Source organism: Rathayibacter sp. VKM Ac-2804 (genome assembly GCF_009866655.1).
Lineage (GTDB): Bacteria > Actinomycetota > Actinomycetes > Actinomycetales > Microbacteriaceae > Rathayibacter.
In genome coordinates this window covers 3,046,620-3,065,888 of the sequence record NZ_CP047420.1, presented here as the reverse complement: position 1 = coordinate 3,065,888, position 19,269 = coordinate 3,046,620, and the positions used below count along the sequence as shown (strand labels likewise).

Below are 19,269 nucleotides of genomic sequence, written 5' to 3'. Positions count from 1 at the left end.
CGGTCGCTGGATCACGAGGAGCACGTTGCTGACGTGGGACTGTGGTCGCGCATGCTGGTCGAGTAGCCCCGCAGGGGCGTCTCGAGACCCACCGCCTCCCGCAGGCCGGGTCTGCCGACGCGTCGTTCTGGCGCCGGTGGATCTCGATACGCCTGCTCCGCGGGCTGCTCGATCAGCAGGAGGGGCCCACTCGGCGGGAGCCCCGAGTCGCTCGGTGTGTCGGGCCGGGGCGCACGCTATCCTCGTCCGGGATGCGAAGGGTGCTGGTGTGAGCGACGAACAGGTGGACGAGACCGCAGGAGCGACCCGGGACGGGTCCGCGAGCGAGGGGATCCACCTCACCCGGCGCAGCCGGCGGGACGCCGAGTCCGCCGCGCAGGCCCAGCGTCCGACCCCCCGCACCCGCCCGGTGCCCGTCGCCCCCGTCGCGGTGCGCACGCCCGTCCTCGCGAGCGTCGCGCCGGTCCGCCGCCGCCGGGGTCGCGTCCTGCGCACCACCGTCAGCACCGTCGCCGCCGCCGCTATCGCCGGAATGGTCGCCGTGATGGCGCTGCCCGCCTACTCCTTCGACACGGCACCCGACTCGCAGGCCGCGATCGAGGCCGCCGCCCGCGTCCAGGCGCTCGGCAACCAGAAGCTCACCGTCGCCTCGACCGCCGTGCAGGAGCAGGTCATCCGCGACTCCTTCACCGCGCCCACGCAGGCGCAGCTCGACGAGGCCGCCGCTCAGGCGCGCGCCCTCGCCGCCGCCGCGGAGAAGGCGGCGGCCGACGCCGCCGCGGCCGCAGCAGCGGCAGCCGCCGAGGAGGCCTCCGGCACGTCCTCCGCCGCCGCGTCCCCGAGCCGCTCGGGCGGCACCAGCAGCTCCGTCACCCCCCGCGAGGAGGGCGACGACTACCCCTGGCGCGACGCGCTGACCGACGACCAGGGCGGCGGGCTCTCGCCGCTGCGCTACTACTACCGCGAGTGCGTCGACTTCGTCGCCTGGCGCCTCAACCGCGACCAGGGCTCCACCGGGGCTCCGTTCAAGTGGACCTGGGGCAACATGACCCCCGGCGGCGGCAGCGCCTACGCCTGGGCCGGTCAGTGGGCGTCGCACGGCTGGGAGACCAGCAGCACCCCGGTCCCCGGCGCGGTCGCCTGGTTCAACGGCAACCACGTCGCGTACGTCCAGTCGGTCAACGCCGACGGCACCGTCTCGCTCGAGGAGTACAACTGGGGCAACGACCACGCGTACCACGCGCGGACGGTCCCGGCCTCGAGCGTCGCGCTCTTCCTCTACCCGCCGAGCTGATGGCGGCGCAGCGCAGGGCCTCGGCGCGAAAGGCCGCTCGGCCCGCGAGCGCGGCGGCCGTCGGCTTCGCCGTCGCGCAGTTCGCCCCCACCGACGACCGCGCGGCGAACCTCGCCGTCATCCGCCGGCTCGCCGGGATCGCCGCCGAGCGCGGCGCGAGCGTCGTCGTCCTGCCCGAGTACAGCTCGTTCTTCGTCGATCCGCTCGGTCCCGAGCTCGTCGCGGCGGGCGAGGCGCTCGACGGCCCCTTCGTCCAGGGGCTCGGCGTGATCGCCCGCGAGCTCCGCGTCCACCTCGTGGCCGGCATGGTCGAGTCGGTCGACGACGGCCGGCGCATCGCCAACACGCTCGTGGCCGTCGACGCCGGGGGAGCGGTCGTCGCGACGTACCGCAAGCTGCACCTGTACGACGCCTTCGGCCAGACCGAGTCCGACTGGGTCGCGCCCGGCGAGATCGACGTCCCGCAGACCTTCGAGGTCGGCGGCCTCGTGGTCGGCCTGCAGACCTGCTACGACCTGCGCTTCCCCGAGGTGACCCGCTGGCTCGTCGACGCGGGCGCCGACGTGGTCGCCGCTCCCGCCGAGTGGGTCCGCGGCCCGCTCAAGGAGGCGCACTGGCGCACCCTGGTCACCGCCCGCGCGCTCGAGAACACGATCTACCTCGTCGCCGCGGACCAGACCCCGCCGATCGGGGTCGGCACGAGCATGATCGTCGACCCGATGGGCGTCGAGATCGCGACGCTCGGCGAGGTCGAGGACGTCGCGGTCGCCTGGCTCTCGCAGGAGCGCATCGCCGCGGCCCGGGAGAAGAACCCCGCCCTCGCGCTGCGGCGCTTCGAGGTCCGCCCCGTCCGGGCCGGCCGCCGGTCAGCCGCGGCGCGCGAGTCCCGCTAGCCGCTCCGCCGCGCTGTCGAGGACCTCGAAGCGCTTGCAGAACGCGAACCGCACGAGCGAGCGGTAGGCGTCGGCGTCCGCGGCGCTGCAGAACGCCGACACGGGCACCGCGACCACTCCGGTCAGCCCGGGCAGCGCCCGGCAGAAGGCGACCCCGTCGTCCCAGCCGAGCGGAGTGGCGTCGGCGACGACGAAGTACGACCCCGCGGATCGTGACACCGTGAAGCCGGCCGCCGCGAGCCCTGCCGACAGCACGTCGCGCTTGCGCTCCAGGGTCGTCGCGATACCGGTGAAGAAGGAGTCGGGGAGCTCCAGGCCGACGGCGATCGCGCCCTGGAACGGCGATCCGCTGACGTAGGTCAGGAACTGCTTCACGGCGAGCACCGCCGTGATCAGCTCGCGCGGGCCGGTGATCCAGCCGATCTTCCAGCCGGTGGTGCTGAAGGTCTTGCCGGCCGACGACACCGTGAGGGTGCGCTCGCGGGCCCCGGGCAGGGTCGCGATCGGCACGTGGGCGCCGTCGAAGCGCAGGTGCTCGTAGACCTCGTCCGTCACGATCAGCGCGTCGTGCCGGTGCGCGAGACGCACGATCAGCTCGCGCGTCTCGGCGGGCAGCACCGAGCCGGTCGGGTTGTGCGGATCGTTGACGAGGATGACGCGGGTATGGTCGGTGACCGCGGCGGCGAGCTCCTCGTGGTCGACGTGGAAGTCCGCACCGCGCAGCGGGACCGTGCGGTGCACGCCGCCGGCCAGCGCGATCAGGGCGCCGTAGGCGTCGTAGTGCGGAGTGAAGGTGACGACCTCGTCACCGGGCTCGAGGAGCGCGAGCAGCGTCGCGGCGAGCGCCTCCGTGGCGCCCGTCGTGACCAGCACCTCGCCGTCCGGGTCGACGGCGAGATCGTAGAACCGCCGCTGGTGCGCGGAGACGGCCTCGCGGAGCACCGGGAAGCCGAGCCCGGGCGGGTACTGGTTGAGGCCTGCGGAGATCGCCGCGCGCGCGGCCTCGAGCACCTCCTGCGGACCGTCCTCGTCCGGGAAGCCCTGGCCGAGGTTGATCGCCCCGGTCCGCGCGGCGAGCGCGCTCATCTCGCTGAAGACGGTGGCGGCGACCTCGCCGCTCGGGCCGAGAAGACCGGCGCCGGCGGCGGCGCGGGTCCAGGATCCGGGGATGCTCACCCCGCCAGTCTGGTGGCTGAGTGGCCGCTCCCGCGCCCCTCGGGCATTGGCGTGCCGCTCGCAGGCCCGTCATAAGGAACGCACAGGTTCGCTGGTCAAGCTATCCCCGCTTGGAAGGAGCACCACCCATGACCGAGAGTCACGACGGTCCTCGTCAGCCGGAGGATCCCCGCACGCCGGAGGATCGCCGCCACGAGGCGAACCAGCCCATCTCCGGCGAGCACACCCCCGGACAGCCCACCTCCCCCGCGGGCACCGGAGCGCCGTCGTCGTCCACCGGGGCCACCGAGCCCCTCCCGTCCTACACTTCGAACTCCGCGGAGGGCAACCAGGCGCAGCCGGTCCCGCCGACCCCGCGCTACGGCCAGTTCGCGCCTCCGGCCGCGCACACGGTGCAGAGCACCGAGCAGCCGCCCGTCGGCGAGAACGGCTCCTTCGGCGGCGGCCAGCCCCCGCTCGGCTCGACCGCTGCGACCAAGCGCCGCGCCGGAGTCGGCGTCGTCGCGGCCCTCGCCATCGGCGCGGTCGTCGGCGGGGTCGCCGGCGCCGGCGTCTTCGGCCTCTGGTCCGCCTCCAACGGAGCCGGCACCCGCGTGGTGTCCTCCAGCGGCTCGCAGACCATCACGGTGAACAACGCCGAGGACGCGACCACCGCGACCGCCGTCGCCGCCAAGGCCACCCCGAGCGTCGTGACGATCGCCGTCGCCGGCAGCTCCTCGTCGGGCACCGGATCGGGCATCGTCCTCTCGAAGGACGGCTACGTCCTCACCAACACCCACGTCGTCACCCTCGACGGCCAGATCTCGGACGGCGCGGTCTCCGTCACCACGTCGGACGGCCGCATCTTCACCGCGACGATCGTCGGCACCGACCCGACGCTGGATCTCGCCGTGATCAAGCTGGCGGACGCGACCGACCTGGTCCCGATCACCTTCGCGGACTCCTCCGAGGTCAACGTCGGCGACACCGCCGTCGCGATCGGCGCTCCGCTCGGCCTCTCCGGCACCGTCACCGACGGCATCGTGAGCGCGCTGAACCGCAGCATCCAGGTCGCCTCCTCGGCCGCCCCCGACGACTCGGGCGACAGCTCGAGCGGCGGCACCGAGAGCCCGTTCAACTTCGACATCCCCGGGCAGACCCAGCAGACGCCCGCGACGAGCACCATCTCGCTGCCCGTCATCCAGACCGATGCGGCGATCAACCCCGGCAACTCGGGCGGCGCGCTGCTCGACAGCGACGGCGAGCTGATCGGCGTCAACGTGGCGATCGCGAGCGCCGGTCAGTCCTCGGGGTCGAGCGGGCAGTCGGGCAACATCGGCGTCGGCTTCGCCGTCCCCAGCGCGGTCGCCGAGCGCGTCGCGAAGGAGATCATCGCGAACGGCTCCGCCACGCACGGCCTCCTCGGCGCGAGCGTCTCGGACTCCACCGAGGACGTCCTCGGCGCGAGGATCCAGGAGGTGACCAGCGGCGGAGCCGCCCAGGCCGCCGGTCTCGCCGCGGGCGACATCGTCACCGGAGTGGCCGGGACGCCGATCACGAGCGCCTCCGACCTCACCGCCCAGGTGCGCGCGCAGGCCGCGGGCGCGGACGTCCAGCTGACCTACGTGCGCGGCGGCAAGACCTTCGAGCTCGACGTCACGCTGGGCACGATGGCCACCAGCTGACCCTCTCCGCACCGAGCAGCCGCCCCCGGGGATCCGTCCCCGGGGGCGGCTGCTCGTCCGCGGGGCGGCGCGCGGGCCGCTGGTAGTGTGGGGCGCCCGCGTCCGGTCAGGACGCCCGGCCCCGCCTCACGAACTGGACCCATGCAGCCCGAGATCCCGACGGACGACCTCCCCGATCTGCCCGGCGTCTCCTACGTGATGCCCGTGCTCAACGAGGTCACCCACGTGCGGGCGGCGGTCGACTCGCTGCTCGCTCAGGACTACGCCGGCCCGTTCGACGTCGTCCTCGCGCTGGCGCCGAGCATCGACGGCACCGAGCGGCTCGTCGCCGAGCTCAGCGCCGCCGACGAGCGGATCCGCGTCGTCGCCAACCCCGTCGGCTCGACTCCCGCCGGGCTGAACGCGGCGATCCGCGCGTCGCAGCACCCCGTCGTCGTCCGCGTCGACGCCCACTCCGTCCTCCCGCACGACTACGCGCGGATCGCCGTCGAGGCGCTGCAGCGCTCGGGCGCCGCGAACGTCGGGGGAGTGATGGCGGCCGAGGGGCTCACCCCGTTCCAGCGCGCCGTCGCCCGCGCCTACGGCTCGCGGATCGGCCTCGGCGGCACCCCGCACCACGTCGGCGGCGAGGAGGGTCCGGCCGACACCGTGTACCTCGGCGTCTTCCGACGCTCCGCCCTCGAGCGCGCCGGGCTCTTCGACGAGCGGTTCAAGCGCGGGCAGGACTGGGAGCTCAACCGCCGGCTGCGCGAGGCGGGCGGACTCGTCTGGTTCACGCCGCGGCTCACCGTCACCTACCGCCCCCGGCCGTCGATGCGGGCGCTGCTGCGGCAGTTCCTCTCCACCGGGATGTGGCGGGGCGAGCTGACCCGGCTGTTCCCGGCGTCGCGCTCCCTCCGCTACTTCGCACCCCCCGTCCTCGTGGCGCTGCTCGCCCTGGGCCTGCTCGCCGGCGTCGCCGGAGCGGTGCAGGCGCTGCTCGGCGCCGCGCCGTGGCTGCTGCTCGGGCTCGTCGTCCCGGTCGGCTACCTGCTGCTCGTCGCGGCCGCGACGCTCGCCGTCGCCCGCGCCGACGGGCCGCGCGCGATGCTGTGGTTCCTCGTCGTGATCCCCTCGATCCACGTCGCCTGGGGCACCGGCTTCGTGCTCGGCTTCGCGGGCCTCACCAGCAACATCGCGGCGCACCGCCACCAGGGCACGGCCGACACCGCCGCCGACACCGCGAGGGACGCATGACCAGCACCGCCAGACCGCGATCGATCGCCGAGCTCCGCGCGGTCGCCCAGCCGCCGGAGGTCCGCGGACGCCGCAACGCGGAGCATTGGACCGCCTCGCTCTACCTGCGCCGCTTCTCGCCGTATCTGACCATGCTGCTGCTGCGCACCTCGATCTCGGCCAACGGCGTGACCGGGCTGATGATCCTGGTCGGCTGGAGCGCCGCCGCCGCGCTGCTGATCCCCGGGATCGCCGGCGCCGCCCTCGCGCTGATCCTCGGGCAGCTGCAGATGCTCGTCGACTGCTGCGACGGCGAGGTCGCGCGCTGGCGCCGGACCTCGTCGCCGGCGGGCGTCTTCCTCGACAAGGTCGGCCACTACACGACCGAGTCGCTGATCCCGATCGCCCTCGGTCTGCGCGCCGCCGGCCTCCCGTTCGACGCCCCCGAGGACTTCCTGTGGACGACGATCGGCCTCGCTCTGGCGCTGGTGATCGTGCTGAACAAGGCGCTCAACGACATGGTGCACGTCGCGCGGGCGAACGCCGGGCTGACCAGGCTCGCCGACACGAAGGGGGAGGCGACGCCGTCCTCCTCGTCCCTCGCGCGCCTGCGCCGCGCCGCGCGGTTCCTGCCGTTCCACCGGCTGTACCACTCGGTCGAGCTGACCATGCTGGCCTTCGCCGCGAGCCTGGTCGGACTGGTGGTGGGCGCCGGCACCGCCGATCGCGTGCTGGTGTCGGCGCTGCTGCCGCTCGCGCTCCTCGCGCTCGTCGGCCACTTCGTCGCGATCATGGCCTCCAAGCGTGTCCGGTCCTGAGCGGGTGACCGGCGCGGTGCCGCGCGTCGGCGTCGTCGTGCTCACCCAGGGCACGCGCCCCGACGACCTGGCGGCCGGGCTCGCGAGCGTCCTCGCGCAGGAGGGGGTCGAACTCGACGTCGTCTGCGTCGGCAACGGCTGGGCGCCCGAGGACCTGCCGGACGGCGTCCGCGCGCTCGCCCTGCCGGAGAACCTCGGCATCCCGGCCGGCCGCAACGCCGGCGTGCCGGTCGTCGCGGGCGACTACCTGTTCTTCCTCGACGACGACGCGCGCGTGCCGTCGCCGAGCTTCCTCCGCGACGCGGTCGCGCTGCTCGCCTCGCCGCGCCGGATCGGCATGGTGCAACCGCGGGTCGACAGCGTCGACGGCACTCCCGCGCCCCGCCGCTGGACCCCGCGCATCCTCAAGGGCGACCCGCGCCGCTCCGGACCGGTGTTCTCGGTCTGGGAGGGCGCGGTCGTGCTGCGGCGCGACGTCTTCGAGCAGACCGGCGGCTGGGCGGCTCCCTTCTTCTACGCGCACGAGGGCATCGAGCTGGCCTGGCGGGTCTGGGACACCGGGCGCAGCACCTGGTACGCGGGCGAGCTCGTCGCTCAGCACCCGGTGATCCAGCAGACCCGGCACGCCGACTACTACCGGCTGAACGCCCGCAACCGGGTGTGGCTCGCCCGGCGCTCTCTGCCGGCTCCGCTCGCGCTCGCCTACGTCGGCTCGTGGACCGCGATCCAGTGCCTGCGCTGGCGGAACGACCGCCGGGCGCTGCGGGCCTGGTTCGCCGGCTGGCGCGAGGGCTGGACCGCCGACCCCGGGGAGCGCCGCATTGTGGCAGGCCGGACGCTGCTGCGCATGACGGTCGCCGGGCGTCCCCCGATCGTCTAGCATCGGGGAATCCGCCCCCCGCCGGGCGGACGCCCCTCGGAAGGACGACGGTGTTCGATTCGACGCAGCCCCCCTCGACAGCTCTGCCCGGTGCAGTGCTGGACGAGCCGGTGCCCACCCCCGACGACCTGATCACGGCCGTGCGCTCCCGCGTGAACACCGTCGGCGGAGCAGTCGCCGATCCGGAGTTCCAGGCGCGGCTCGACGCGCGCCTCCCGCGCCTGGTCGACCTGCTCGCCGCGGTCTACGCGCGCCGCGACGACCTCGTCGAGCAGATCGTCGCCCTGGTCGAGCTCGCCGCGACCTCCTGGCAGGAGCGCCCGGAGGACCTGCGCGCGCTCGATCGCGCCCGCGGGCAGCACCCGGACTGGTTCCTCTCCAACAAGGCCCTCGGCGGCGTCTGCTACGTCGACCGCTTCGCCGGCGACCTCGCGGGGCTGCGCGCCGAGATCCCGTACTTCCGCCAGATCGGGCTGAACTACCTGCACCTGATGCCGGTCTTCGATGCTCCGGAGGGGGAGTCGGACGGCGGCTACGCGGTGTCCAGCTACCGCCGCGTGCGCCCTGACCTCGGCGACATGGACGATCTGCGACTGCTCGCGGGCGAGCTGCGCGAGCACGGCATCGCGCTGGTCGTCGACTTCGTCTTCAACCACACCTCGAACGAGCACGAGTGGGCGCGGAAGGCGCTCGCGGGCGAGCAGCGCTACGAGGACTACTACTGGATCTTCCCGGATCGCGAGCAGCCCGACGCGTTCGAGGGCACCACCCGCGAGATCTTCCCGGACGACCACCCCGGCTCCTTCGTGCCGCTCGAGGACGGGCGCTGGGTGTGGGCGACGTTCCACCGCTACCAGTGGGACCTCAACTACTCGAACCCCGAGGTCTTCCGCGCGATGGCCGGCGAGATGCTCTTCCTCGCCAATCAGGGCGTCGACGCGCTGCGGATGGACGCGGTCGCCTTCATCTGGAAGGAGCTCGGCACCACCTGCGAGTCGCAGCCCGAGGCGCACCTGCTGCTGCGCGCGTTCAACGAGGTCTGCCGGCTCGCCGCGCCGTCGCTGCTGTTCAAGTCCGAGGCGATCGTGCACCCCGACGAGGTGATCGAGTACATCGACCTCGAGGAGTGCCAGCTCTCCTACAACCCGCTGCAGATGGCCCTGACCTGGGAGGCGCTCGCGACGCGCGACGTCCGGCTGCTCGCCCAGGCCCTCGAGCGGCGCCACGCGCTGCCGGCCGGCACGGCGTGGGTCAACTACGTCCGCGGGCACGACGACATCGGCTGGACCTTCGCCGACGAGGACGCGGCCGAGTTCGGCATCGACGCGGCCGGGCACCGGCGCTTCCTCAACGACTTCTACACCGACCGCTTCGAGGGGACCTTCGCCCGGGGCGTGCCGTTCCAGGAGAACCCGCGGACGGGCGACCGGCGCGTGTCCGGCACGACCGCCTCGCTCGCGGGAGTCGAGGCGGGCGACCCGTACGGAATCGACCGGGTGCTGCTCGCCCACTCGATCGCGCTCAGCACCGGCGGGCTGCCGCTGCTCTACCTCGGCGACGAGGTCGGCCAGCTGAACGACCACGGCTACCTGGACGATCCGAGTACCGCGGGGGACTCCCGCTGGGTGAACCGGCCCCGCCGGCCCGCTGCCCGCTACGCCGAGCGCGAGACCCCGGGTGCCGACGCCGCCGAGATCTTCGGCGGGCTGCTGCACCTGATCGCGGTCCGCAAGCGGACCGACCTGTTCGCGGGGAACGCCCTCACGGTCTTCGACGCGGTGAACGACCACGTGCTCGGCTACCAGCGCCCGGGCGACGGCGAGGCGGTGCTCGTCCTCGCGAACGTCTCGGACGAGGCGCAGGAGATCGCTCCGGAGCGCTTCGGCGGCTTCGCGCCGGCGGCGCTCGACCTGGTCACCGAGATCGCCGTCGACCTGCGCGAGGGCTTCCGCCTCGCGCCCCTGCAGTTCGTCTGGCTCCGGGTGACCCCGGCGCCCTGAGTGCCGGAGGACACCGATCCCTGCTGGCCGAGCAGCCTCGCAAGGGCCCACCACATGCTGGTCGCCGCTCCGACTGCTCGATCGGCAGGCAGAACCCGGGCTTGTAGCCTGGACCGATGACACCCGCACCCCGCGACGTCCTCGCCCGCCTGCTCCGGGACGCGACGCTGGCGCGCGGAGTGGCCCGCGACCTGCTCACCGCCCGGCGGGCTCGCCGCGACGTCGCCCGCGCGATCGCCGAGCGCGCGCCGCTGACGCCCGGCGTCTTCGAGATCGGCGTCTACTTCGCCGACGGCGACATCAACCTCTACCAGCTGCGCCAGTGGTACGCGCCGCTGCAGGAGCTCGCGAAGACCCACCCGGTCGTGATCCTCTCCCGGAACGCGACCGCCACCCGCGCGCTGCTGCGTGAGAGCCCCGTGCCGGTCGCGCACGTGCGCTCCGTCGCCGACCTCGAGACCGCCATCGACGAGCAGCCGCTGCGGATCGTGCTCTACGTCAACCAGAACGCGCGCAACTTCCAGATGATGCGCTACGGGCGCCGCTGGCACGTCTTCGTCAACCACGGCGAGAGCGACAAGATGTACATGACGACGAACCAGTTCAAGGCCTACGACTACAGCTTCATCGCCGGGGACGCCGCGCTCGCACGCCTGCGCCGGGTGCTCTGGGACTTCGACTTCGACAAGCGAGCCCTCGCCATCGGCCGCCCGCAGGCCGACCACGTCTCCGGCCGCACGCCCTACCCCGCGGACGAGCGCCGGGTCGTGCTCTACGCCCCCACCTGGGAGGGCGACCGCCCGGCCGCGGGCTACGGCTCGATCCGCACCCACGGCGTCGCGCTCACCCGCGCCGTGCTCGCCGACCGCCGCTACCGCCTCGTCTACCGGCCGCACCCGCGCAGCGGCGCCGTCGACCCGGCCTACGGGGCGGCCGCCCGCGAGATCGTCGCCCTGATCGCGGCGGCGAACGCGGCTGATCCGGCCGCCCGGCACGTGCACGACACCTCCGCGGAGCTCGGCTGGCAGCTCACCGCCGACGTCGCGGTGCTCGACGTCTCGGCGATGGTCTACGACCGGCTGGCGACCGGCCGCCCGCTGCTGGTGACCCGGCCGATCAGCCCGGCGGCGGACGTCGACGAGTCCGGCTACCTCGGCGATGCGGAGTGGCTCCGCGCCGAGGACGCCGGCGGCGTCGTCGCGCGGCTGGAGAGCGTCGAGCACGACGACGCGGCCGTCGAGCGGCTGGAGCGCTGGGTCGCCCACTACTTCGGCGACACGAGCCCCGGAGCCGCGACCGCCCGCTTCCACGCCGCCGTCGAGCAGCTGCTCGCCGAGTGGGACCGGCACGCCGAGCTCCACCGCGACGACGTCGCCGTCGACGAGCGCGACCCCGAGCGCTGAGGGCCCGGCGAGCGCCCCGGCAGCGGCTCCTCGTCAAGCCTTCCGCCTCGGAACGGGCGGCCGTTCGCGCCCCGCTACGCTCGACGCATGATCACCCCGCGCGCCTTCGCCCGCTCCCGCCGGCGCCCCGCTGCGCCGGCCCAGCCCGCGGTGGAGCCCGACATCGTGGTGTCGAGCGACCCGGAGCGGCCGCAGTTCACCATCCGCTCGTTCCGGATCGGCCTCTTCGGCGGTCTCGGCGTGCTCGTCGCACTCGTGGTCGGCGGACTCGTCGTCTCGCTCGGCACCGTGCTCACCTACGTCTTCGTCGCGCTGTTCTTCGCGCTCGGTCTCGACCCGCTCGTCTCCTGGCTGGAGAGCAAGAGGATCCCGCGCGCTCTGGCGATCACGATCGTGCTGGCCTCGGTGCTGCTGATCTTCGCCGGGCTGCTGCTGTACATCATCCCGATCCTGATCGAGCAGCTCACCATCTTCGTGACCAGCGCTCCCCGGATCGTCTCCGACATCGCCTCGCAGCCGTGGGTGCTCGACCTCGAGCGGCAGCTCAGCGGTGTCGTCGACGTCGACTCGCTCATCGGCAACGTGCAGAGCTTCATCGGCAACCCCAACAACCTGCTCTCGCTCGGCGGCGGCATCCTCGCGGTCGGCAGCGGCATCGCCAGCGGCGTGACCGGCGCGATCATCGTGCTCATCCTCACCCTCTACTTCCTCGCGTCGCTGCGCTCGATGAAGTCGGTCGCCTACCGCTTCGCCCCGGCCTCCCACCGCCCGAAGGCGCGCGAGGTCGGCGAGGAGATCACCGGCGCGGTGGGCCGCTACGTCGTGGGCCAGGTGTCGCTCGCGGCGGTCAACGGCGTGCTGACCTTCATCCTGCTGCTGATCATCGGCGGTCCGGTGCCGGCGCTGCTGGCCTGCGTCGCCTTCCTCGGCTCGCTGATCCCGCTCGTCGGAACCATCTCGGGCGCCGTGATCATCTCGCTCGCCTGCCTGCTCGCCTCGCCGGTGACGGCCCTCGTCGCGGCGATCTACTACCTCGTCTACATGCAGGTCGAGGCGTACGTCCTCAGCCCGCGGATCATGAACCGCGCGGTGTCCGTGCCGGGTGCGGTCGTCGTGATCGCGGCCGTCGCGGGCGGGACGCTCGCGGGGGTGCTGGGGGCGCTCGTGGCGATCCCGGTGGCGGCGTCGGTGATCATCGTGGTGCAGAAGGTCGTGTTCCCGAGGCAGGACACGAAGTAGGGTCCACTTCGGCGCGTCGCTGCGCGACGGCGCGGGTGCGGTACCTCGTCGCGGCTCCTTCCCGCGCGCCTGCGGCGCGCCCGCCAGGCCCGAGCCAGGAGCCGCGACGAGGCACCGCACCCGCGCCTCGTGCCCGGCGGAGGGCCTCAGCGGCAGCATGCTGGTCGAGCAGCCCCGCAGGGGCGTATCGAGATCCTCTGTCCTCAGCAGGGCGGGTCTGCAGGCTGGTCTTCCGACGCTGGTGGATCTCGATACGCCCGCTGCGCGGGCTGCTCGATCAGCATGACGGCGCCGTAGGCGTGCTGGTCGAGTGGCCTTGCAGGGGCGCATCCATGCTGGTCGAGTAGCCCCGGAGGGGCGTGTCGAGACCCGCCGTCCTCAGTGGGGCGGGCCAGCAGGCTCGTCCTCTCCTGCAGGTGCGGCCTCAGCGGAAGGGCGGCAGCGTGCCGTCGACCGTGCCGGTGAAGGCGATCGCGGAGGCGGGGAGATCGGGCGCGGAGCCGGAGGCCGGGACCGGCGGCAGGGTGCGCGTGACCAGGGGGACGGTGCCGGCCCAGACGCCGGGGGTCTGGTCGGCGTCGTCGGAGGGGCCGGCGGCGCGGATCTTGAGGCTGGCCTCGGCGAGGGGAAGGCGGAGGACGAGGGTCGCGGCGATCTCGCGGGCGGTGCTGGGCCGAGTCTCGGCGGGGCGGCCGGGGAGGAAGCGCTCGGTCAGCAGGTCGAGGGCGCGGGCCTTGCCGGGGCCCTCGACGGCCTCGGCGCGGCCGAGGATCATCGCGGAGCGGTAGTTCATCGAGCTGTCGAACGCGGAGCGGGCGACGACCAGGCCGTCGACCAGGGTCACGGCGACGGTGAGCAGCGAGCCGCGGGCGGCCTCGCGCAGGAGGCCGCCGCCGCTGGAGCCGTGCAGGAGCAGGTCCTCACCATCGCGGGCGAAGAGGATCGGCAGCACGATCGCGGCCCCGTCGCGGACGACGGCCACGTGCGCGATCAGGGCCTCGTCGAGCAGGGCGTCGAGGGCGTCGCGGTCGAGGACCTGGCGGTCGCGCAGGCGGGTGACGCGCGTGCGGTCGGTGGTGCTGAGAGTGTCCATGGCTCGAGGATCGCGGCCGGGCTGGATCTGCGAGGATGCCAGGGGAGCACGTGTCGAGTGGTCCAGAGCGGGGGAGTCCATGGCGTCCGGCGATCTCGAAGTGCCGCTTCTGCTGAGCGTGCCGGAGCGCGGCTCCGTCCGCTCGGGGCTGGCCGAGGCGCTGCGGGCGGCGGTGCTCGACGGGCGCTACGGGGCCGGGGAGGCGATCCCGTCCAGCCGGGTGCTCGCGCAGCAGCTGGGAGTCTCGCGCGGCTCTGTCGTCGCGGCGGTCGATCAGCTGGTCGGCGAGGGCTACCTCGTCGCGCACCCGCGCGCGGCGGTGACCGTCGCGGCCGACGGGGTGGTCGTGCCCCTTCGATCGCGGGTGGAACGAGCGGAGTCGGCGGTGGTGCCGGCGCCCGTGCGGCTCGACCTGCGGCCGGGGCGGCCGGACACGCGCGACCTCGACGGGCCCGAGTGGCGGGCCGCCTGGCGCCCGGCGCTCTCGGCTCCGCCCTCGGAGCTGCCGTCGGCGGCGGGGCACGCGGGGCTGCGGGCGCAGGTCGCCGAGCAGCTGCGGCGCTCGCGCGGGATCGACGTGGAGGCGGAGGACGTCCTCGTGACGAGCGGGACCGCGGACGCCGTCGCCCTGCTGGTGCGGGCGGCCGCCGCGGCGCTCGGGCGCTCGGTGCGGGTCGCCGTCGAGGACCCGGGCTACCCGGCGGTGCGGCGGCGGCTGAGTGCCGAGGGGCACGAGGTCGTCGGGGTGCCGGTCGACGCCGACGGGATCGATCTGGACGCGCTCGCGACGAGCGGCGCCGATGTCGTGATCGTCACTCCGTCGCACCAGTACCCGACCGGAGGACGCCTGGCGCTCGCCGCCCGGCTGGAGCTGGTGCGCCGCGCGGCGACGGAGCGGCTCCTGGTGATCGAGGACGACTACGACAGCGAGTTCCGCTACGTCGGCGCACCGCTGCCGGCGCTCGCGTCGCTCGACGGCGGCGGGGGAGTGGCGCACGTCGGCTCGTTCTCGAAGACGGTGTCGCCGTGGCTGCGGGTGGCGTACCTGGCGCTGCCGCCCTCGTCGTGGCTGCACGCGGCGGTGCGGGGGGTCGACGCCGAGCGCGACGCCTCCGTCTCCGGTCCGACGCAGGAGGCGCTCGCCGCCTTCATGGCGGGCGGCGGCTTCCGGCGGCACCTGACCCGGTCGCGACGGCGCTACGCGCATCGGCGCGGGCTGGTCCGCGACTTCTCCGAGGGGATCGAGTGGGGCTCGGCCCGCGGGCTCGACGGCGGGCTGCACGTGGTGCTCGGGCTGCCCGCGCCGCTCTCGGCGGTGGCGGTCGTGGCGGCGCTCGCGGCGGAGGGGCTCCTCGTCGCACCGCTCGACGACTACGCGCTGGCCGACCGGGCGGAGGAGGAGGCGCTGGTGCTCGGCTACGGCAGCGCGAGCGATCTCGAGCTGACCACCGCGCTCAGCACGATCGACCGCACCGTCCGGGCGATGCTCGGCGGCGGTCCCGGCGTCCGTGGTATCCCTGGAGGATGACCGCCGACTCCGCCCTGCACATCACCGACGACGCCGACGCCGACGCGCTGCTCACCCGCGACCCGCTCGCCCTGCTGATCGGGATGCTGCTCGATCAGCAGGTCGCGATGGAGACGGCGTTCTCGGGGCCGCTGAAGCTCGAGCAGCGCCTGGCCGAGGAGGGGTCGTCCTTCGATGCGGCCGCGATCGCGGACTTCGACGAGGACCGCTTCTCCGAGCTGTCGCGCACGCCCCCGGCGATCCACCGCTATCCGGCCAACATGGCGGGCCGGGTGCAGACCCTCTGCCGCGCGATCGTCGACGACTGGGACGGCGACGCCTCGGCGATCTGGACCCGCGACGACCCCGACGGCCGCGAGGTGCTCGCGCGCCTCAAGGCGCTGCCGGGCTTCGGCGACCAGAAGGCCCGGATCTTCGTCGCCCTGCTCGGCAAGCGCCGCGGCTTCGAGGGCGCCGGCTGGCGCGAGGCCGCCGGCGCCTACGGCGAGGAGGACTCGTTCCGCTCGGTCGCCGACATCGTCTCGCCCGAGTCCCTCGCGAAGGTCCGCGCCACGAAGCAGGCGGCCAAGGCCGCCGCCAAGGCCAAGAAGTGAAGCTCCTCGCGCTGCTCGCGGCCCATGCTGCTCGAGTAGCCGCGCAGCGGCGTATCGAGACCGACGTCTGTTCGGTGGGTGGATCTCGATACGCGCCCCGCGGCCGCCACTCGATCAGCATGCTGCGTCTGCTGCGACGCCTGCAACTACTGCGGCTACGCCTGCTGCGGCGGCTGCAGCGCCTGCTGGACGGCCTGCTGAGCGAACCGCGGCCCTCCATGCTGGTCGAGTAGCCGCGCAGCGGCGTCTCGAGACCCGGGAACCGGATCGCCCCGGCGATTCGATTCCGCAGAGGCCGGGGCTAGAGGCGGTCGGCGAGGGCCGCGATGAGCGCCGCGCGGTCCTCGCGGAGGATCGAGGCGCCGGCGCCGGGGACCGTGCGCACCTCGGCGCCGTGGTCGGCGAGCACGCCGCTGAGCGAGGAGTGGCCGAGCGGGTCCTCCGGCAGCACGGCGAGCGTCGGCACCGCGAAGACGTCGGGAGCGTCGGCCGCACCGCGCGCCGTCAGGCCGGAGGCGGACTCCGGGTCCCAGAGTGCGTGCGCCGAGACGTCGAGCTCGATCTGCTCGTCGGTCCAGATCGGGTGGCGGTGGCGCAGCTCGTCGGCGTCGCCCTTCTCGACGTGCGCGATCGAGCCCCCGCGGCGCAGGGCGCTGGTGAGGCCCTTCGCGTCGGAGAAGGCGGGGTCGAGCAGGATCAGCCGCTCGGCGCCGTAGTCCGGGGCGAGCCGCGCGGCGACGACCGCGCCGAGGCCGTGCCCGACGATCAGGTCGGGCGACTGCAGCACCGAGGCGCGCACGTCCTCCGCCCAGTGCTCGACCGAGTAGGCCGGCGACTTCGGCGATCCGCCGTGGCCGGCGAGATCCGGCGCGACGACGCGGTAGCCGTGCTCGTGCAGCGTCGGCACCAGCGCGTACCAGATCCGCGAGTCCGAGCCGAGGCCGTGCAGCAGCAGCGCGACCTTCTCGCCGGTGCCGCCGTAGTCGCGGACGTAGAGCTCGAGCGGGTCGGCACCGGCGGCCAGCGCCTTCCGCTCCGCCCTCGTCGGCGGGAGCACGAAGACGTTCCCGAACTCGCGCGGGGCCGGCCCGAAGGCGTCCCGAGCGCTCTGCACGACCTTGCGGCCGAGCATCGCGTTGCCGACCCCGCCCAGCGCGGCGCCGATCCCGAACGGCATCGCCCGGCCGACCAGCCCGGCGCTCTGCTGCGCGAGGAAGTGCTTCGCGAACGACTTCTTGGCCCGGTCGGCGAGCTCCCCGACGAGGAACGACGGCAGCCCCTTGGTCACCACCGAGCCCCAGTACTGGTTCATCCCCGTGCTGGTCCCGGTGGCGTGCCCGGCGACCTGGCGCACCAGCTCGCTGCCGGAGGAGCCCATCATCAGCGTGAGCACGAGGGCGCGGGCGCGGTCCGGGTCCTCGAGGCGAATGCCGTGCACCTCGGTCACCGACTGCGCGAAGAGGGCGCTCGCCTCGAGGAAGCCGATGGCGCCGGCGCCGGAGAGGGCCACGGAGGCGGCGGTGCCGATGCCGGGGACGACCGCGGTCGCTCCGATGGCCGCGCCTCCGGCGGCGACGCTGGAGAGGTACTGCCGCTCGAGCGAGGTGATCAGCTGCTCGGGAGTCGCGTTCGGGCGGCGGCGGCGCAGGGCCCGGATGTTCGCGAGGACCGCCGGGCGCTGCACGGCGAGGACGCGATCGAGCACTCGGGCCAGCTGCGCGTTCTCGACGCCGGCACTGCCGGCCTGCTCGAGCTCGTCGCGGTCCTTGCGGTCCTTCTTCGAGGACATGTCTGCACTCCTGCGTCGTGAGGATCCGAGGAGCGCGGAGCCGAACGCTCCGGCTCGACCTGCCGTCACTCCGCGGCGGGCTGCGCTTTCGGCGCGTAGTCCTCAGAATACCGGGCCAGAACCTGATCGATCGGTCCGTCGAGCACCAGGGCGCCCTTGTCCAGGTAGAGCCCGCGGGTGCAGAAGCGGCGGAGGTCGCGCTCGTTGTGCGAGACGAAGAACAGCGTCCGGCCGGCCGCGAGGAGCTCCTCGATCCGGGCGTAGCACTTCTCGCGGAAGGCCTTGTCGCCGACGGCGAGGACCTCGTCGACGAGGATGATCGGCTCCTCGAGCCGCGACACCACCGAGAAGGCGATCCGCACCTTCATCCCGCTGGAGAGGTGCTTGTACGGGGTGTCGAGGAAGTCGCCGATCTCGGCGAACTCGATGATCGAGTCGAAGCGGTCGTCGACCTCGCGCTTGGACATGCCGTGCAGCCCGGCGGTGAGGTAGACGTTCTCGCGGACGCTGAGATCGGCGACGAAGCCGCCGGTGATCTCGATCAGCGGGGCGACGCCGCCGCGCACCTCGACCACGCCCTCGTCGGGAAGCACGACGCCGGCGACGAGCTTCAGCAGCGTCGACTTGCCCTGGCCGTTGCGGCCGACGACGCCGATCGCCTCGCCCGCGTGCACCCGCACGTCGAGCCCGCGCAGCGCCCAGAACTCGCCGGGCCGCGACCGGCGCGAACCGCCGGCGAAGAGGTCCTTGAAGGAGCGACGGCCGCGGCGGTTCCGCCGGAACCGGATCCCGAGACCCCGGCACTCGATCACGACGCGAGCGTCACCGGCAGGGGCGTGGCCGACGGGGGCGTCGCCGGCACGGTGCTCATCGGCGGAGGCCACCGTCACAGCTCCTTCAGCACCGCGCGCTCGGAGCGGCGGAAGACGATCAGACCGAGACCGAGCACGAGGAACGAGATCAGCACGGAGGTGAGGATGAGCGGCAGGTCGAGCTCGCTCGCGAAGAAGGTGGAGCGGTAGAGCGCGAAGATCCCGCTGAGCGGGTTGAGCGCGGCCCACGGGCGGACGGCCTCGGGCAGGTTCGCCGTCGAGTAGATGATCGGCGAGGCGTAGAAGAGGAAGCGCAGCACGAGCTTGATCGCGCGCTCCAGGTCGCGGAAGAAGACGACCAGGGGAGCCACCAGCAGGCCGACACCGAGGGTGAGCACGCCCTGCAGCAGGATCGCGAGCGGGAAGAGCAGGATCGCCGGCGTCACCGACGCCCCCGCGACGACCGCGAAGAGCACGAGCACGGGCAGGCTCGCGACGAACTCGATGCCCTTGGACAGCACGATCCGGCCGACCCAGATGGTGCGCGGGATCGACGTGGAGCGCACGAGCTTCGCCTCGCGGAGGAAGGCCCGGGTCGCGTCCGAGGTCGCCTGGTTGAACCACATCCACGGCAGCAGGCCCGCGAGCAGGAAGACGATGTACGGGTCCTCGCCGACCGACCGCTGGAAGACGACGGTGAAGACGAAGTAGTAGATGCCCGACATGACCAGCGGGTCGAGCACCGACCAGACGTAGCCGAGAGCGCTGGTCGCGTAGCGGACCGTGAGGTCGCGCTTGGTCAGCAGCCAGAGCGAGTGCCGGTAGCGCCAGGCCCGCGAGCGGTGCGGACGCAGGGCCGTCGCCGAATCGTC

General features: G+C 73.6%; 17 protein-coding genes. 12 read left to right on the top strand and 5 right to left on the bottom strand.

The genetic code is table 11. The features are described from left to right. Positions 1 to 268 precede the first annotated feature (268 nt). Positions 269 to 1,294, top strand: a complete 1,026-nt coding sequence (locus GTU73_RS14400; RefSeq protein ID WP_160090393.1) for a CHAP domain-containing protein — start codon at positions 269 to 271, stop codon at positions 1,292 to 1,294. Continuing rightward, entirely contained in the window at positions 1,294 to 2,187 is an 894-nt protein-coding gene (locus GTU73_RS14395; protein ID WP_160090392.1) for a carbon-nitrogen hydrolase family protein, read from the top strand. The genes GTU73_RS14400 and GTU73_RS14395 overlap by 1 nt, the downstream gene beginning before the upstream one ends. Here GTU73_RS14395 and GTU73_RS14390 read toward each other — a convergent pair. Further along, the gene (locus GTU73_RS14390) at positions 2,161 to 3,363 is read right to left on the bottom strand and encodes a pyridoxal phosphate-dependent aminotransferase (RefSeq protein WP_160090391.1); all 1,203 of its coding nucleotides are present in this window, start codon (positions 3,361 to 3,363) and stop codon (positions 2,161 to 2,163) included. The two genes, GTU73_RS14395 and GTU73_RS14390, sit on opposite strands and share 27 nt — an antisense overlap. A 128-nt stretch (positions 3,364 to 3,491) precedes the next feature. Between GTU73_RS14390 and GTU73_RS14385 the strand changes: the two genes are divergently transcribed. The 7 genes from GTU73_RS14385 (at position 3,492) to GTU73_RS14355 (ending at position 12,582) form a co-directional block, all read left to right on the top strand. Continuing rightward, positions 3,492 to 5,027 (top strand): trypsin-like peptidase domain-containing protein, encoded by a 1,536-nt coding sequence (locus GTU73_RS14385; RefSeq protein ID WP_160090390.1) that lies wholly within the window; start codon positions 3,492 to 3,494, stop codon positions 5,025 to 5,027. A gap of 141 nt (positions 5,028 to 5,168) precedes the next feature. Continuing rightward, a complete protein-coding gene (locus tag GTU73_RS14380) occupies positions 5,169 to 6,263 on the top strand; it encodes a glycosyltransferase family 2 protein (protein WP_208543673.1) in 1,095 nt (364 codons plus the stop codon). After that, on the top strand, positions 6,260 to 7,060 hold the full coding sequence (locus GTU73_RS14375) for a CDP-alcohol phosphatidyltransferase family protein (protein ID WP_160090389.1): 801 nt from the start codon (positions 6,260 to 6,262) through the stop codon (positions 7,058 to 7,060). The genes GTU73_RS14380 and GTU73_RS14375 overlap by 4 nt, the downstream gene beginning before the upstream one ends. Positions 7,061 to 7,064: 4 nt before the next feature. Further along, on the top strand, positions 7,065 to 7,940 hold the full coding sequence (locus GTU73_RS14370; RefSeq protein ID WP_160091401.1) for a glycosyltransferase: 876 nt from the start codon (positions 7,065 to 7,067) through the stop codon (positions 7,938 to 7,940). 140 nt (positions 7,941 to 8,080) lie between these two features. Continuing rightward, complete coding sequence (locus tag GTU73_RS14365) at positions 8,081 to 9,940, top strand: amylosucrase (RefSeq protein WP_244231863.1); 1,860 nt, start codon at positions 8,081 to 8,083, stop codon at positions 9,938 to 9,940. A gap of 116 nt (positions 9,941 to 10,056) precedes the next feature. Beyond that, positions 10,057 to 11,343 carry a hypothetical protein gene (locus GTU73_RS14360; RefSeq protein WP_244231646.1) on the top strand — a complete coding sequence of 429 codons (1,287 nt, stop codon included), beginning with the start codon at positions 10,057 to 10,059 and terminating at the stop codon, positions 11,341 to 11,343. An 87-nt stretch (positions 11,344 to 11,430) separates the two neighbouring features. Next, complete coding sequence (locus GTU73_RS14355) at positions 11,431 to 12,582, top strand: AI-2E family transporter (RefSeq protein WP_160090387.1); 1,152 nt, start codon at positions 11,431 to 11,433, stop codon at positions 12,580 to 12,582. Positions 12,583 to 13,006: 424 nt separating this feature from the next. Here the strand turns inward: GTU73_RS14355 and GTU73_RS14350 are convergent, their stop codons facing one another. Beyond that, positions 13,007 to 13,675 (bottom strand): pyridoxamine 5'-phosphate oxidase family protein, encoded by a 669-nt coding sequence (locus GTU73_RS14350; RefSeq protein WP_160090386.1) that lies wholly within the window; start codon positions 13,673 to 13,675, stop codon positions 13,007 to 13,009. 79 nt (positions 13,676 to 13,754) lie between these two features. Between GTU73_RS14350 and GTU73_RS14345 the strand changes: the two genes are divergently transcribed. Genes GTU73_RS14345 through GTU73_RS14335 form a run of 3 tightly spaced genes read left to right on the top strand, consistent with a single transcriptional unit; the run spans position 13,755 to position 16,029 of the window. Then, complete coding sequence (locus GTU73_RS14345; RefSeq protein WP_160090385.1) at positions 13,755 to 15,203, top strand: PLP-dependent aminotransferase family protein; 1,449 nt, start codon at positions 13,755 to 13,757, stop codon at positions 15,201 to 15,203. After that, positions 15,200 to 15,796 (top strand): HhH-GPD-type base excision DNA repair protein, encoded by a 597-nt coding sequence (locus GTU73_RS14340; protein ID WP_123447563.1) that lies wholly within the window; start codon positions 15,200 to 15,202, stop codon positions 15,794 to 15,796. Before GTU73_RS14345 ends, GTU73_RS14340 begins: the two co-directional genes overlap by 4 nt. Further along, positions 15,793 to 16,029: a hypothetical protein gene (locus GTU73_RS14335; RefSeq protein ID WP_160090384.1), complete on the top strand. Its 237-nt coding sequence runs from the start codon at positions 15,793 to 15,795 to the stop codon at positions 16,027 to 16,029. The genes GTU73_RS14340 and GTU73_RS14335 overlap by 4 nt, the downstream gene beginning before the upstream one ends. A gap of 68 nt (positions 16,030 to 16,097) precedes the next feature. Here the strand turns inward: GTU73_RS14335 and GTU73_RS14330 are convergent, their stop codons facing one another. The 3 genes from GTU73_RS14330 to GTU73_RS14320 all read right to left on the bottom strand — a co-directional run bounded on the left by GTU73_RS14330 (position 16,098) and on the right by GTU73_RS14320 (position 19,251). Continuing rightward, the gene (locus tag GTU73_RS14330; protein ID WP_160090383.1) at positions 16,098 to 17,585 is read right to left on the bottom strand and encodes an alpha/beta hydrolase; all 1,488 of its coding nucleotides are present in this window, start codon (positions 17,583 to 17,585) and stop codon (positions 16,098 to 16,100) included. 65 nt (positions 17,586 to 17,650) lie between these two features. Next, a complete protein-coding gene (locus GTU73_RS14325; protein WP_160091399.1) occupies positions 17,651 to 18,397 on the bottom strand; it encodes an ABC transporter ATP-binding protein in 747 nt (248 codons plus the stop codon). A gap of 74 nt (positions 18,398 to 18,471) precedes the next feature. Next, positions 18,472 to 19,251 carry an ABC transporter permease gene (locus tag GTU73_RS14320; protein ID WP_160091398.1) on the bottom strand — a complete coding sequence of 260 codons (780 nt, stop codon included), beginning with the start codon at positions 19,249 to 19,251 and terminating at the stop codon, positions 18,472 to 18,474. Positions 19,252 to 19,269: the final 18 nt, after the last annotated feature.

Coding starts and splice junctions, on each gene's coding strand:
- GTU73_RS14395 (WP_160090392.1), top strand. CDS start 1,294: ATGGCGGCGCAGCGCAGGGCCTCGGCGCGAAAGGCCGCTCGGCCCGCG.
- GTU73_RS14345 (WP_160090385.1), top strand. CDS start 13,755: ATGGCGTCCGGCGATCTCGAAGTGCCGCTTCTGCTGAGCGTGCCGGAG.
- GTU73_RS14375 (WP_160090389.1), top strand. CDS start 6,260: ATGACCAGCACCGCCAGACCGCGATCGATCGCCGAGCTCCGCGCGGTC.
- GTU73_RS14385 (WP_160090390.1), top strand. CDS start 3,492: ATGACCGAGAGTCACGACGGTCCTCGTCAGCCGGAGGATCCCCGCACG.
- GTU73_RS14380 (WP_208543673.1), top strand. CDS start 5,169: ATGCAGCCCGAGATCCCGACGGACGACCTCCCCGATCTGCCCGGCGTC.
- GTU73_RS14355 (WP_160090387.1), top strand. CDS start 11,431: ATGATCACCCCGCGCGCCTTCGCCCGCTCCCGCCGGCGCCCCGCTGCG.
- GTU73_RS14330 (WP_160090383.1), bottom strand. CDS start 17,585: ATGTCCTCGAAGAAGGACCGCAAGGACCGCGACGAGCTCGAGCAGGCC.
- GTU73_RS14350 (WP_160090386.1), bottom strand. CDS start 13,675: ATGGACACTCTCAGCACCACCGACCGCACGCGCGTCACCCGCCTGCGC.
- GTU73_RS14360 (WP_244231646.1), top strand. CDS start 10,057: ATGACACCCGCACCCCGCGACGTCCTCGCCCGCCTGCTCCGGGACGCG.
- GTU73_RS14340 (WP_123447563.1), top strand. CDS start 15,200: ATGACCGCCGACTCCGCCCTGCACATCACCGACGACGCCGACGCCGAC.